Source organism: Nocardioides houyundeii (genome assembly GCF_002865585.1).
In the GTDB taxonomy this organism is placed as follows: domain Bacteria; phylum Actinomycetota; class Actinomycetes; order Propionibacteriales; family Nocardioidaceae; genus Nocardioides; species Nocardioides houyundeii.
Genome location: NZ_CP025581.1, coordinates 2579681 through 2592386, shown reverse-complemented (window position 1 = coordinate 2592386; position 12706 = coordinate 2579681). Strand labels below are relative to the sequence as shown.

The 12706-nt window shown below is 72.6% G+C and carries 16 protein-coding genes and 1 pseudogene; 7 read left to right on the top strand and 10 right to left on the bottom strand.

Features of this window, described 5'->3' with window-relative positions:
• Positions 1–258 carry an RNA-binding S4 domain-containing protein gene (locus tag C0R66_RS12415; protein WP_101524959.1) on the top strand — a complete coding sequence of 86 codons (258 nt, stop codon included), beginning with the start codon at positions 1–3 and terminating at the stop codon, positions 256–258.
• 48 nt (positions 259–306) lie between these two features.
• Here the strand turns inward: C0R66_RS12415 and C0R66_RS12410 are convergent.
• From C0R66_RS12410 to aroA, 5 genes and pseudogenes are all read right to left on the bottom strand, one after another.
• Positions 307–674 (bottom strand): annotated as a pseudogene (locus C0R66_RS12410) (FKBP-type peptidyl-prolyl cis-trans isomerase).
• Between the two features lie 102 nt (positions 675–776).
• On the bottom strand, positions 777–1208 hold the full coding sequence (locus C0R66_RS12405) for a CBS domain-containing protein (RefSeq protein WP_101524958.1): 432 nt from the start codon (positions 1206–1208) through the stop codon (positions 777–779).
• A gap of 100 nt (positions 1209–1308) precedes the next feature.
• Entirely contained in the window at positions 1309–2193 is an 885-nt protein-coding gene (locus tag C0R66_RS12400; protein ID WP_101524957.1) for an inositol monophosphatase family protein, read from the bottom strand.
• Positions 2194–2255: 62 nt separating this feature from the next.
• Positions 2256–3248 (bottom strand): ribosome small subunit-dependent GTPase A, encoded by a 993-nt coding sequence (gene rsgA / locus C0R66_RS12395; protein WP_101524956.1) that lies wholly within the window; start codon positions 3246–3248, stop codon positions 2256–2258.
• 16 nt (positions 3249–3264) lie between these two features.
• Positions 3265–4548: a 3-phosphoshikimate 1-carboxyvinyltransferase gene (gene aroA / locus C0R66_RS12390; protein ID WP_101524955.1), complete on the bottom strand. Its 1284-nt coding sequence runs from the start codon at positions 4546–4548 to the stop codon at positions 3265–3267.
• A 48-nt stretch (positions 4549–4596) separates the two neighbouring features.
• Between aroA and C0R66_RS12385 the strand changes: the two genes are divergently transcribed.
• The 5 genes from C0R66_RS12385 (at position 4597) to C0R66_RS20320 (ending at position 7118) form a co-directional block, all read left to right on the top strand.
• Complete coding sequence (locus C0R66_RS12385) at positions 4597–5367, top strand: SOS response-associated peptidase (protein WP_101524954.1); 771 nt, start codon at positions 4597–4599, stop codon at positions 5365–5367.
• Positions 5364–6011 carry an alpha/beta hydrolase family protein gene (locus C0R66_RS12380; RefSeq protein ID WP_101524953.1) on the top strand — a complete coding sequence of 216 codons (648 nt, stop codon included), beginning with the start codon at positions 5364–5366 and terminating at the stop codon, positions 6009–6011. Before C0R66_RS12385 ends, C0R66_RS12380 begins: the two co-directional genes overlap by 4 nt.
• Positions 6012–6077: 66 nt before the next feature.
• Positions 6078–6692: a sigma-70 family RNA polymerase sigma factor gene (locus C0R66_RS12375; RefSeq protein WP_101524952.1), complete on the top strand. Its 615-nt coding sequence runs from the start codon at positions 6078–6080 to the stop codon at positions 6690–6692.
• Positions 6689–6949: a mycothiol system anti-sigma-R factor gene (gene rsrA / locus C0R66_RS12370; RefSeq protein ID WP_101524951.1), complete on the top strand. Its 261-nt coding sequence runs from the start codon at positions 6689–6691 to the stop codon at positions 6947–6949. Before C0R66_RS12375 ends, rsrA begins: the two co-directional genes overlap by 4 nt.
• Positions 6950–7043: 94 nt before the next feature.
• A complete protein-coding gene (locus tag C0R66_RS20320) occupies positions 7044–7118 on the top strand; it encodes a 50S ribosomal protein bL37 (protein WP_369759046.1) in 75 nt (24 codons plus the stop codon).
• 95 nt (positions 7119–7213) lie between these two features.
• Here the strand turns inward: C0R66_RS20320 and C0R66_RS12365 are convergent, their stop codons facing one another.
• The 4 genes from C0R66_RS12365 to C0R66_RS12350 are packed head-to-tail and all read right to left on the bottom strand — an operon-like array spanning position 7214 to position 10668.
• Positions 7214–7600 carry a thioesterase family protein gene (locus tag C0R66_RS12365; protein WP_101524950.1) on the bottom strand — a complete coding sequence of 129 codons (387 nt, stop codon included), beginning with the start codon at positions 7598–7600 and terminating at the stop codon, positions 7214–7216.
• Positions 7601–7609: 9 nt separating this feature from the next.
• Positions 7610–8143, bottom strand: coding sequence for a GNAT family N-acetyltransferase (locus C0R66_RS12360; protein ID WP_101524949.1), 534 nt, complete (start codon positions 8141–8143; stop codon positions 7610–7612).
• Between the two features lie 2 nt (positions 8144–8145).
• Positions 8146–9804 (bottom strand): acetolactate synthase, encoded by a 1659-nt coding sequence (locus C0R66_RS12355; protein WP_101524948.1) that lies wholly within the window; start codon positions 9802–9804, stop codon positions 8146–8148.
• Positions 9805–9831: 27 nt separating this feature from the next.
• Entirely contained in the window at positions 9832–10668 is an 837-nt protein-coding gene (locus C0R66_RS12350) for a DUF2785 domain-containing protein (protein ID WP_101524947.1), read from the bottom strand.
• Between the two features lie 99 nt (positions 10669–10767).
• Here C0R66_RS12350 and C0R66_RS12345 point away from each other — a divergent pair, with 99 nt between their 5' ends.
• Complete coding sequence (locus C0R66_RS12345) at positions 10768–12270, top strand: PAS domain-containing sensor histidine kinase (RefSeq protein WP_199286664.1); 1503 nt, start codon at positions 10768–10770, stop codon at positions 12268–12270.
• Between the two features lie 22 nt (positions 12271–12292).
• Here the strand turns inward: C0R66_RS12345 and C0R66_RS12340 are convergent, their stop codons facing one another.
• On the bottom strand, positions 12293–12544 hold the full coding sequence (locus tag C0R66_RS12340; RefSeq protein WP_101524945.1) for a WhiB family transcriptional regulator: 252 nt from the start codon (positions 12542–12544) through the stop codon (positions 12293–12295).
• Positions 12545–12706: the final 162 nt, after the last annotated feature.

Below are 12706 nucleotides of genomic sequence, written 5' to 3'. Positions count from 1 at the left end.
ATGACCTCGCAAGCACCGGAGCCGATGGATGTCTCGATCCGCGACGAGTCGATCCGGCTCGGGCAGTTCCTCAAGCTGGCCAACATGGTGGACCACGGCTCCGAGGCCAGGCCGCTGCTGGCCAGCGGCGCGGTGCGGGTCAACGGTGAGCTGGAGACCCGCCGGGGACGTCAGCTCGTGCCCGGTGACGAGGTCGCCGTCGGCGGGCAGGTCGTCAGGGTCGCCACGGGCGACGTCCCCGACAACCTGCCCTGGTGACAGCGCGAGTGACAGCGCTGGTGAGACTCCGGGCCACGGGCCTCGGGGTCAGTTGACGTCGATCAGGTCCACCACGAAGATCAGGGTCTCGCCGGGCGCGATCGCGCCGGGGGCCCCGCGGTCGCCGTAGGCCAGGTGCGGGGAATGACCAGGCGGCGACGACCGCCGACCTTCATGCCCGACACGCCCTGGTCCCAGCCGGCGATGACCTGGCCGATGCCGAGCCGGAACTGCAGCGGGGCGCCCCGGTTGTAGGAGGCGTCGAACTCCTCGCCGGTGGAGTGGGCCACGCCGACGTAGTGCACCGAGACGGTGCTGCCGGTCTTGGCCTCGGTGCCGTCGCCCTCGACCAGGTCGGTGACCTCGAGGTCGGTGGGCGCGTCGCCCAGGTGCGGGTCGACTTCGGGCTTCTGCATATGTGGTGCCTGCCTCTCGTGCGCGGCGCCCGGGGTCGGGCGGTCGGCGGTGTGGGCCTGAATCCTAGGCGGAGGGCGCAGGACGTCGGGGTGCCGGGAGCCTCAGCTGCCGTGGACGTAGCTGTCGAGCTGGTCGCGCTCGAACTCGAGCTCGCCGATGCGGGACTTCACCACGTCGCCGATGCTGATGATCCCGACCAGCGCGCCGTTGCTGAGGACCGGCACGTGGCGCACGCGCTGGCGGGTCATCAGTTCCATCAGCTCGTCGACCGGGTGGTCGCCCTCACAGGTGTGGACGTCGCGGGTCATGATGGAGGCCACGTCCCGGTCGAGCACCCCGGGGTCGCGGCCGAGCTGGCGCACCACGTCGCGCTCGCTGACGATGCCGTCCAGGGAGCTGCCGTCCGCGCTGACCACCAGGGCCCCCACGTTGTGCTCGGCCAGCAGGGCGACCAGGTCGCGGACCGACGCCTGGGGCTGGACGCTGATGATGTCCTGGGTCGGCTTCTGCCTGAGTACGTCGCTGATGCGCATCAATACCTCCGATGAAGGGCCCGGGCCCACACGCTAGTGCGCCGGGAGTGCCCGTGAACAGCCCCGCCGGCCGTCGGTGGATCCTGGGCGGGTCGCCCCCTCACTCCCGCGGACGTCGGCGCAGCGTGTGCACCGACCCGGGGCCCGGTCGAGCCGAGTCGGGGTCGGACGCGTCGTCGGGGGAGGTGCCGAGGAAGGAGAGCGCGGCCTCGTGCAGGTGGCCGTTTGAGGCCAGGGCGTTGCCGCCCCAGGGTCCGTCGGTCCCGGCGAGCGAGGTGAACCTGCCGCCCGCCTCCCGCACGATGATGTCCAGCGCCGCCATGTCGTAGAGCTCCAGCTCCGGTTCCGCGGCCAGGTCGACGGCACCCTCGGCCAGCAGCATGTAGGACCAGAAGTCGCCGTAGGCCCGGGTGCGCCAGCAGCGCCGGGAGAGCGAGACGAAGTCCTCGAGGCGGCCACGCTCGTCCCAGCCCGACAGGGAGCTGTAGGAGAGCGAGGCGTCCTCGAGCCGGCGTACGTCGGAGACCTCGCAGCGAGTGGCCTTGAGCAGCGAGCGCCCGGTCCAGGCTCCGTTGCCCTTCGAGGCCCACCAGCGCCGCTGGAGCTGGGGAGCCGAGACGACCCCCAGCACCACCTCCTCGTCCACCGACAGGGCGATCAGGGTGGCCCAGACGGGGACGCCGCGCACGAAGTTCTTGGTGCCGTCGATGGGGTCCACGATCCACTGACGCTGGCTGTGCCCGCTGGAACCACGTTCCTCGCCCAGCACCGCGTCGCGCGAGCGAGCGCGCGACAGGGTGCGCCGGATGCCGTCCTCGACGCCGGCGTCGGCGTCGGTCACCGGGGTGAGGTCCGGCTTGCTCATGACGTGCAGGTCCAGCGCCTTGAACCTGGCCGCGGTGAGGGAGTCGGCATCGTCGGCGAGCACGTGCGCCAGCCGGAGGTCGTCTGTGTAGTCCTGCGAGCCGGGACCGGTGATGGGCATGGGGGACAGGCTATTCCCCGTAGGCCCCGCTGCGGAGGGTCGAGTGGTTTCGGCGGACGGCCTCACTCGTCGCTGGAGCGCTCCCGGGCGGCGAGCAGCCGGCGGAACGAGTCCACCCGGTCGGGGTCGGCGTGGTGCGCCGCCAGGGCGACGTCCAGGCCGCACTCGGGCTCACCGCGTCCGTGGGTGCACCCGCGGGGACAGTCCTCGGTCATCTCGTCGAGGTCGGGGAAGGCCTCGATCAGCTGCTCGGGCCGCACGTGGGCCAGCCCGAAGGAACGGATGCCCGGGGTGTCGATGATCCAGCCGGCCCCGCCGGGCAGCTCCAGCAGGTAGGCGGAGGTCGAGGTGTGTCGCCCTCGTCCGGTCACGGCGTTCACGTGTCCGACCTCGCGACGGGCCAGCGGCACCAGTGCGTTGACGAGGGTGGACTTGCCCACCCCGCTGTGACCGACCAGGACGCTGGTCCGGCCCTCGAGGCGCTCGCGGACCACGCTCAGGTCTCCGCCCCGCTCGGTGACCACCCACGGCACGCCCAGCGATCGGTAGGTCGACAGCAGTGTCTCGGGGTCCGCCAGGTCCGCCTTGGTCAGGCACAGCAGCGGGGACATCCCGGCCGCGTAGGCCGCGACCAGGGCACGGTCGATGAGTCGGGGCCGGGGCTCGGGGTCCGCCAGCGCCGCGACCACCACCAGCTGGTCGGCGTTGGACACGATCACCCGCTCGACCGGGTCGTCGTCGTCGGCGGTGCGCCGCAGGGTCGTGGTGCGGGGATGGACCTCCACGATGCGGGCCAGGGAGCCGTCGGCGCCCGAGACGTCACCGACCACGCGGACCCGGTCCCCGACGACCACCCCCTTGCGGCCCAGGGGTCGCGACTTCATCGCCATCACCCGCCGCCCGTCCAGCAGCAGGGTGAAGCGGCCCCGGTCCACGGTGACCACCACGGCGTCGACGGCGTCGTCGTAGGACGGGCGCTCCTTGGTCCTGGGCCGGGTACGGCGCCGGGGGCGCTCGTAGTGCTCCTGGTCCGTCTCGTCGTAGCGCCGGCTCATGCGGCCCAGCTCCGCGTCACAGGAGGCCGGACCAGGTCTCGGCGAAACCCGGAAAGGTCTTGCCGGTGGTGGCGATGTCCTCGACCAGGACACCGTCGACGGCGGCGCCGAGGATCACCCCCGCGTGGGCCATCCGGTGGTCGGCATAGGTGTGGAACAGCCCGCCGTGCAGGACCGCGGGACGCAGCGAGAGCCCGTCCCGGTGCTCCACGACGTCGGCGCCGAGCGCACCGAGCTCGGTGGCCAGGGCGGCCAGGCGGTCGGTCTCGTGGGCCCGGATGTGCTCGATGCCCCGCAGGTGCGAGGGGGAGTCGGCCAGCGCGCAGAGGGCGGCCACCGCGGGGGCGAGCTCACCGACGTCGTGCAGGTCCAGGTCCACGCCGTGCAGGCCGCCGGTGCCCACCACCTCGAGGCCGTCGTCGGTGTGCGTGACGCGGCAGCCCATCCGGGAGAGGATCTCCCGCAGCGCGTCGCCCGCCTGGTCGGTCTCGCGCGGCCAGTCGCGCACCACCACGCGGCCGCCCGAGACGGCTGCCAGCGCCAGGAACGGCGCGGCGTTGGAGAGGTCGGGCTCCACGACCTGGTCCACCGCGTGCACCGGTCCGGGGCGCACCTGCCAGCGGTCGGTGTCGGAGTCGTCGACGTCCACGCCGCGGGCACGCAGCATGGTCAGGGTCATCTCGATGTGCGGCAGCGAGGGGACGGGCTTGCCGGTGTGCAGGATGTCGACGCCCGCCTCGTAGCGAGCACCGGCGAGCAGCAGCGCGGAGATGAACTGGGACGATGCGGAGGCGTCGAGCTCCACCTGGCCACCCGGCATCCGCCCGGTGCCGCGCACCGAGAAGGGGAGGGCGCCACGTCCGCCGTCGTCGACCTCGGCGCCGAGGGCGCGCAGCGCGCGCAGCACCTCGCCCACCGGGCGGGTCCGCATGTGCGGGTCCCCGTCGAAGTGAGTGCTGCCGTGCGCGAGGACCGCGACCGGCGGGACGAAACGCATCACGGTGCCGGCAAGTCCGCAGTCGATCCGGCCGGCGCCGAGCAGGGGTCCGGGCGCCACCGTCCAGTCCTCGCCCGTGGTGTCGATCTCGGCGCCCAGCGCGCGCAGTGCGTCCGCCATCAGTGTGGTGTCCCGGGAGCGCAGCGCGCGGCGGACGGTGCTGGGTCCCTCCGCCAGGGCGGCCAGCACCAGGGCCCGGTTGGTGATCGACTTGCTGCCCGGGAGCGAGACGGTGAGGTCCACGGGGTCGGTGGCGCGCGGCGCCTGCCACGGCTCGGCGGTCCGCTCTCGCAGGGAAGTCATCGGGCAAGCCTACTGAGGCGGCTCCCCGCGACGTCTAGGCTGAGGCACATGTGCGGCCGTTACGCCTCCAGTCGGCGTCCCGAAGACCTGCTCGAGGAGTTCGAGGTGGTGGCGAACAGGACGGCGCAGCCGTTGGACGCGGACTACAACGTCGCGCCCACCAAGGAGGTCTACGCCGTGCTGCAACGCGACGAGCGGCAGCTCAGGACGCTGACCTGGGGCCTGGTGCCCTCGTGGGCCAAGGACCCCTCGATCGGCAACCGGATGATCAACGCCCGGGTGGAGACGGTGGCCGAGAAGCCGGCGTTCCGCAAGGCGTTCGCCGCGCGTCGGTGCCTGCTGCCCGCCGACGGCTACTACGAGTGGTACCCGACCTCGGTGCTGACCCCGGCGGGCAAGCCTCGCAAGCAGCCGTTCTTCATCCGGCCGCGCGACCACGGGATCCTGGCGATGGCCGGGCTCTACGAGATCTGGCGCGACCCGGCCCGCGCCGAGGACGACCCCGAGCGGTTCCGCTGGACGTGCACGGTGCTGACCACCCGGGCCGAGGACTCCCTGGGGCACATCCACGACCGGATGCCCCTGATGGTGTCGCCCGAGCACCGCGACCTGTGGCTGGACCGGGCGGTCTCGGGGGCTGAGCAGCTCCGCCGGGCGCTGGCCCCGGCCGCCCCCGGGCTGCTGGAGGCCTACCCGGTGCGCCCGCTGGTCGGCAACGTGCGCAACAACGGACCGGAGCTGCTCGAGCCCCTCCCGCTCAGCGACGTCGAGGGGCTGGATCCCGAGGTCCTGGACCTGCCCGCGCCGGGAACGCCATGAGCGCCGTGGAGCGACTGGTCGCGACGCCGCAGGGGGAGGGGCGACTGGTCACCCACCGGTCCCGGCGGCCGGTGGCGACCCTGCTGCTCAGCCACGGGGCGGGCGGGGGGATCGAGTCCGAGGACCTCGCGGCACTCGCCGCCGAGCTGCCGCGCGAGGGGGTCACGGTGGTGCTCTTCGAGCAGCCCTGGCGCCGAGCCGGGCGCAAGGTGGCCACGGCGCCGCCGACCCTGGACATCGCCTTGGAGGCCGCCGCCAACCAGCTCCGGGTGCGTACGCCGCTCGTGGTGGGCGGGAGGTCCGCCGGGGCCCGGTCCGCTGCCCGCACGGCGCGCCGACTGGGTGCGAACGGCTGCCTGGCGCTGTCCTTCCCGCTGCACCCGCCGGGGCGGCCCGAGAAGAGCCGGGTGGCGGAGCTCCTCGGCGTCGGACTGGCCACGCTGGTGGTCCAGGGCGAGCGGGACGCCTTCGGGACGCCGGAGGAGTTCCCCGAGGGCGTCGACCTGTGCGTGGTGCCCTCGGCGGACCACGGGCTCAAGGTGCCCAGGCGTGCCGGGATCAGCCAGGAGGAGGCCCTGGGCATCGTGGTGCAGTGCACCCTGGAGTGGATCGTCCGCGAGGTCGCGGGGAATCAACTCGGGTGAGTCGACGTTGGCGATTGTGTGCTCGCAACTCTGCCCGAAGCCCCCACGACGCTAGTCTGGGACGCGATGACTGAATCCCTCTCCGAAGAGACCGACGCCGAACGCACCGAGCGCTTCGAGCGCGAGGCCATGCAGTACCTGGACCAGCTCTACTCCGCCGCGATGCGCATGACGCGCAACCCCACGGACGCCGAGGACCTGGTCCAGGAGACCTACGCCAAGGCGTTCGCGGCCTTCCACCAGTACCGTCCCGGGACGAACCTGAAGGCGTGGCTCTACCGGATCCTCACCAACACGTTCATCAACACCTACCGCAAGAAGCAGCGCCAGCCGCAGCAGTCGATGTCCGAGGACGTCGAGGACTGGCAGCTGGCGCGCGCGGAGTCCCACACCTCGACCGGCCTCCGGTCGGCCGAGACCGAGGCGCTGGGACACCTGCCTGACTCGCAGGTCAAGGACGCCCTGCAACGGCTCCCCGAGGAGTTCAGGCTGGCGGTCTATCTCGCCGACGTCGAGGGCTTCCCCTACAAGGAGATCGCCGAGATCATGGACACCCCGATCGGGACGGTCATGTCGCGACTGCACCGGGGACGTCGCCAGCTGCGGGACATGCTGAGCGACTACGTGCGTGACAACGACCTCCTGCCGGCCAGCACTGTGGAGAAGGGGACCGTCCGATGAGCCACGAGCACGCCGACGACTGTGCGGACTACCTCGAGAGGATCGTCTACTTCCTCGACAACGAGCTTGACGACGCCGACTGCAGTGCGGTCCAGGAGCACCTGGACGAGTGCGGTCCGTGCTTGCAGAAGTACGACCTCCAGCGCACCGTGAAGTCGGTCGTCGCCCGGGCGTGCAGCGAGTCCGCCCCCTCGGACCTGCGCGCGCGGGTGCTGGTGCGCATCCGCCAGGTGCAGGTCCGCATCTCCGAGCAGTAGCAGCGCCTCAGGGTCGGGGCCGGCCCCGACCCTGATTGGCTTCGGGTGGTCATCGTTTGAGAGGATGGCCACCACTGACATCCAGGAGGACACCATGGGCAAGACCGGCCGCAAGCGCCGCGCTCGCAAGAAGAAGGGCGCGAACCACGGCAAGCGCCCCAACGCCTGAGCGCAGACACAAGCCCTGGACCCCTGAGCCTCTGGCCGGGGGTCCATTGCTTTGTCCGGACGGGCCGTGCTGCGGACGAGGCCGCCCGGAGCGGGTCAGCGGCTCAGGCGCTGCATGAACCGCTCGGCGTCGACGACGACGCGGGTCACCTCACCGGAGCCGACCACCGCCCCCGGCACACCGTCGGCCACGTGGCGGGCCGCGACCGTGAACCGGTGCAGCCGGCCGTCGACGTAGGCGGACGAGGCCGTCACCTCGACCTCCTGCCCCACGGCGCTGGCCCCGAGGTGCTCGACCTCCACCCGGGTGCCCACGGAGGTGCTGCCCTCGGGCAGCGCGGGGGCGATGGCGGTGCAGGTGGCCGCCTCCAGCCAGGCCAGCAGCCGGGGCGTCCCCAGCACCGGCAGCGACCCGCTGCCCACGGCCAGGGCGGTGTCGTCGGCGGTGACCGTGAAGCGGAGGGCTGCGGAGGGAAGGCTCATCCGGGCAGCCTAGCGAGGACGGGCGTGCCCGATCCGGTGCCCTACGTCGAGCGGCCTGACGAACGCCACCAGGTCCACACCGGTGGCGGGCGACCAGTCCCGGGTGGGCTCGCGCTCGTACCCGAGGCGGCCGTAGAGCCGGTGTGCCGTGGTCATCTCCGCCAGGGAGGAGATCACCATGCTGGTGGCGCCCAGGCCCGCGGCGAGCTCGTGGCAGCGGTGCACCAGGGCGGCGCCCGCGCCCCGGCCCTGGCAGCGTGGTGCGACCGCCAGCATCCGGAACTCCCCCTCGTGGTCCTGGGCCAGCTCCCGGAGCGGGGAGCCCGCCGGGCACCAGGTCACGCATCCCAGGAGGGAGCCCTCCTGGTCCTCGGCGACCAGCAGGACGCCTTCGCGGGCTCGGGCGGCGGTGTCGCGCAGGCGCGCGACGTACGGGTCGTCCGGTCCCAGGGTGAACGGCTCGTAGGCAGCCAGGGTGAGGTCCCCGAGCGCCCCGAGCTCCTCGGACCGGGCGACCCGCACCCGGACAGGCGATGGCGTCACGCCTAGATGCCGAACGTGTTCCGTGGGTACGTCGCCTCCACGTCGGTGATGACGTTGACCAGGTAGGGCACCCCCGAGGCGTAGGCCCGGTCCAGCGCGGGACCGATCTGCCGGGGATCGGTGACCGTCTCCCCGGCACCGCCGAGCGCCTTCACCACCTCGTCGTACGCCGTGCGCTGACCCAGGTCGGCCACCACGTCGTAGCCGTAGAGCATCTGCATCGGCCCCTTCTCCAGGCCCCAGGCGGAGTTGTTGCCCATCACCATGACCACGGGCAGGTCGTGGCGCACCAGGGTGTCCACGTCCATCAGGGAGAAGCCCGCGGCGCCGTCGCCCAGCAGCAGGGTGACCTGGGCCGAGGGGCGGGCGAGCCGAGCCGCGATCGCGGACCCCAGGCCGGCGCCGAGGCAGCCGTAGGGGCCCGGGTCCAGCCAGCCGCCAGGACGCTTGGGCTCGACGAACTTGCCGGCGAAGCTCACGAAGTCCCCGCCGTCGCCGATGACGACCGAGTCGTCGGCGAGCCGGGGCACGAGCTCGCCGTAGATCCGGGCTGGGTGGATGGGGTCGGCCTCGGCGGTGAGCAGGGCGCGGTCCCGCTCGGCGGCGGCCGCCACGGTGTCCTGCAGCTCGGTCACCCACGAGGACCAGTCGGGCCGTCTCACGACCTGCTCCAGCGCCTTGGTGAGCCCGTCGAGCACCAACGTCAGGTCACCGCTGACCGAGGCGGCCAGGTCGGTGTGCCGGGAGACCTGTGCGGGGGAGTCGGCCACGTGCACGACGCGGGCGGCGGGCCCGCCCTCCTTGCCGCCGAAGGCGCCGTACCCCAGGCGGAAGTCCAGCGGGGTGCCGACGACCACCACCAGGTCGGCCGAGCCCAGCGCCTTGCCGCGAGCCTTCGTGACCAGCATCCTGTGCCCGCCGGGGACGACACCCCGGCCCATGCCGTTGGTGATCGTCGGGATCGAGGCCTGCTCGACCAGGCGCAGGGCCGCCTCCTCGGCGCCGTCGGCCCACACGTCCGTGCCCAGGATCAGCACCGGCCGGCTGGCAGCGGCCAGCAGCTCGGCGATCTCGGTCACCACGTCCCCGTCGGGCTCCAGGGGCGCAGGCTTGGTGCCGGTGGGGGCCGGGCCGGTGGCCGAGTTGAAGAACTCGTCCATCGGGATGTCGACGAAGACCGGTCCCCGGTGGGAGCTGCCCGCCGTCCGGAAGGCGTCGTCGATGCCGCCGAGCACGTCGCCGGCGGTGTGCAGGGTCCGGGCCTGCTTGGCCACCGTCGCCACGATGGGCGGCTGGTCCAGCTCCTGCAGGCTCCCGGTGCCCCAGCGGTTGGCGGGTGCGCGTCCGCCCACCACGACCATCGGGGAGCCGGCGAACTGGGCCTGCGCGATCGCGCTGATCCCGTTGGTCACCCCCGGCCCCGCGGTGAGGACTGCCAGACCCGGGACGCGGGTGAGCTTGCCGGTCGCCTCGGCGGCGAAGGCCGCGGTCTGCTCGTGCCGCACATCGAGCAGGCGCATCGGCGGATCGGCCTTCACGGCCCCGTCGTACATCGGGAACACGTGGGCGCCGGAGAGGGTGAACATGGTCTCCACGCCGTGGGCGCGTGCGGCGGCGACAGCCAGCTCACCGGCGTGGCCGGAGATCTCTTCGATGGTCATGGCGTGAGGTTACTCACCCCTTCCACGTCAGCGCAGGTATGACGCGTTGGTCGCGCGCAGGGCCTGCACCACGACCAGGAGCAGGTCGGCTCGGGTGTGCGGAGGGTGCGGTGCCAGCACCAGCTGGAGGTGGAGGGCGCGGAGGTAGGCCTGGCAGTTGCCCGAGCGCAGGTAGGGGTCCCCGGCGTCGGGGGAGCCGAAGGGATGGGCGTGCGCGGCGAGGCGGGCGATCCAGGGCTCGAGCACCTTCAGCGGCACCAGGTCCCGGCGCAGCAGCGTCAGGGTGGCCTGCGCCATCCGGTCTGGCTCGCCGCTGGTGAGCAGCTGCTCGGTGGTCACGAGCCGGTCGGCCAGGACGTCGAGCAGGACCGTCAGCTCCGGCGCCTGCAGGTGCGGGGAGCCGGCCACGGCACCGATCGCGTCGGCGCCGTGGGCCAGGGCGTGCGCCCAGCCGTGTCCGGGCACCCAGCCCCTGAGGTCGCGCTCGCGCAGGAACCAGGTGGCGATCTCGTCCCCCCAGCGCAGCACCTGGTCGCCGGTCAGCAGCCGGTGCTGGGTGTCCCGGGCCAGCACCGCGGCCAGGACCAGCACCGACCAGCTGCGCCGGAAGACCGTGTCGGTCCCCGTCTCGCCCAGGCCGACGCGCAGCCCGGTGGCCATCCCGTCACCGAGCCCGGGCAGCAGGTCGTCGTAGACCCCCCGCTCCACCCAGGTGGAGAGCGCCGGGTAGGCGATGCCGTCGCGCTGCTCGGGGTCGGGGGACCCCAGCATGCCGGTCAGCTCGGCGGTCAGCTCGTCGAGCGGTCGGTCCCGGGGCACGGCGAGGCCGTCGGAGAGAACCTCGCGCCAGTACCCCACTGCCATGGCGCACATCCTGCCAGTCCCGGGACCGTGCCGGGACGTCGTGCGCCAGGCTCCGGTCGGCACGGGGGCCACCGGCGGGGGTGTCCTATGGTTGCGGGCGTGCCCTCCCTCGGCGATCTGGTGCGCGCCCACACCGACCTCGACGAGTCCGACGTCGAGTGGCTGATGCTGCTGATGGCGGACTGGCAGATCATCGCCGACCTCGCCTTCGCCGACCTGGTGCTCTGGCTGCGCGATGCCGAGGAGCTGGGGTTCTGGGCGGTGGCGCAGATGCGGCCGACCACCGGTCCCACCGCGCTGCTCGACGACGTGGTGGGGACGTTCGTCCCGGCCGGCCGCCGACGGATGCTGGACATGGCCTGGGAGCACGAGCGACTGGTCCGGGAGGGGGACCCGGAGTGGCGCGACGACGTGCCGGTGCGGGTGGAGACCATCCCGGTGCGCCGCGGTGAGCGGGTCATCGCCGTGATCGCCCGCAACACCAACCTGCTCGGCGTACGCACGCCCAGCAGGCTCGAGCTGGCCTACCTGCAGACGGCCGCGGACCTGACCCAGATGATCGCGCACGGGTTCTTCCCGCCCGAGGGGCAGCGCAGCGACGACACGGACACTCCCCGGGTCGGAGACGGCCTGCTGCGCGTGGACGCGGCGGGACGGGTCACCTACGCGAGCCCGAACGCCCAGTCGGTCTACCGTCGGCTCGGGCTCAACGGGGACCTCAGCGGCCTGACGCTCACCGACATCACCCGCGAGCTGGTGCCGCCGCGCCGCCGTCCCGACGAGGAGACGCTGAGCGCCGTCCTGGGTGGCCGGGGCAACCGGGACACCGAGATCGGGACGGACGAGGTCTCGGTCATCGTCCGCGCCGTGCCGCTGCGCCCCACGGGAGAGCACATCGGCGCCCTGGTGCTGCTGCGCGACGTCACCGACCTGCGTCGGCGCGAACGCGAGCTGGTCACCAAGGACGCCACCATCCGGGAGATCCACCACCGGGTGAAGAACAACCTGCAGACCGTTGCGGCGCTGCTCCGGCTGCAGGCCCGCAGGATCGAGGCGCCCGCCGCCAAGGCGGCCCTCGACGAGGCGGTACGGCGAGTGGGATCCATCGCCATCGTGCACGAGACCCTGAGCCACGCCGTGGAGGAGCACGTCAGCTTCGACGAGATCGCGGACCGGCTGGGACGGATGGTCACCGACGTCAGTGTCGCGGGGGACCGGGTGCTGGTGGTGCGCCGCGGCAGCTTCGGCGACCTCACCTCGGAGGCGGCCACCGCCTGGGCGATGGTCCTGACCGAGGTGCTGCAGAACGCGGTCGAGCACGGCTACGTCGAGGACGACCTCGGGGAGACGCTCGGCTCCGAGCGGGAGCTGCCCCGGGGACGCGTCGTGGTGACGGTGGCGCGGAGCCTGGGCCGTCTCCAGGTCACCGTCGAGGACGACGGCGCCGGCCTGCCGGCCGGCTTCGACCTGGAGCGCTCCACGAGCCTGGGGCTCTCCATCGTCAAGACCCTGGTGGAGTCAGAGCTGGGGGGCCAGATCGAGGTGGCTCCCGCCCCGGGCGGCCGAGGCACCCGGGTCGTGCTCGACGTCCCCTACGAGTAGCGCTGCCCTGCGCCGGACCGCGTCAGGCGGTGCGGATGCGCGCGCGGGCGTTGCGACGCTTCAGGGCCCGGCGCTCGTCCTCGCTCAAGCCACCCCAGACCCCGTGGTCCTGTCCCGCCTCCAGGGCCCACGCGAGGCACTGCTCGCGAACCTCGCATCGTCGGCACACCTGCTTGGCCTCCTCGATCTGGAGGATGGCCGGCCCGGTGTTGCCGATGGGGAAGAACAGCTCCGGGTCCTCGTCGAGGCAGGCAGAACGATGGCGCCAATCCATGGCTGAGGGTTCCTCATTCCTGGGGTTTGGGGGAGGGCGACGTCAGGTCGGTGGACCCGGTCGCAAACATGCGAAAATCGTGTGGCGCATGACTGCTAACGCCCAACACAAGCGCGATCACCAGCGTGCCAAGAGATGGGCGTCTGCACAACCCCTTCGGAA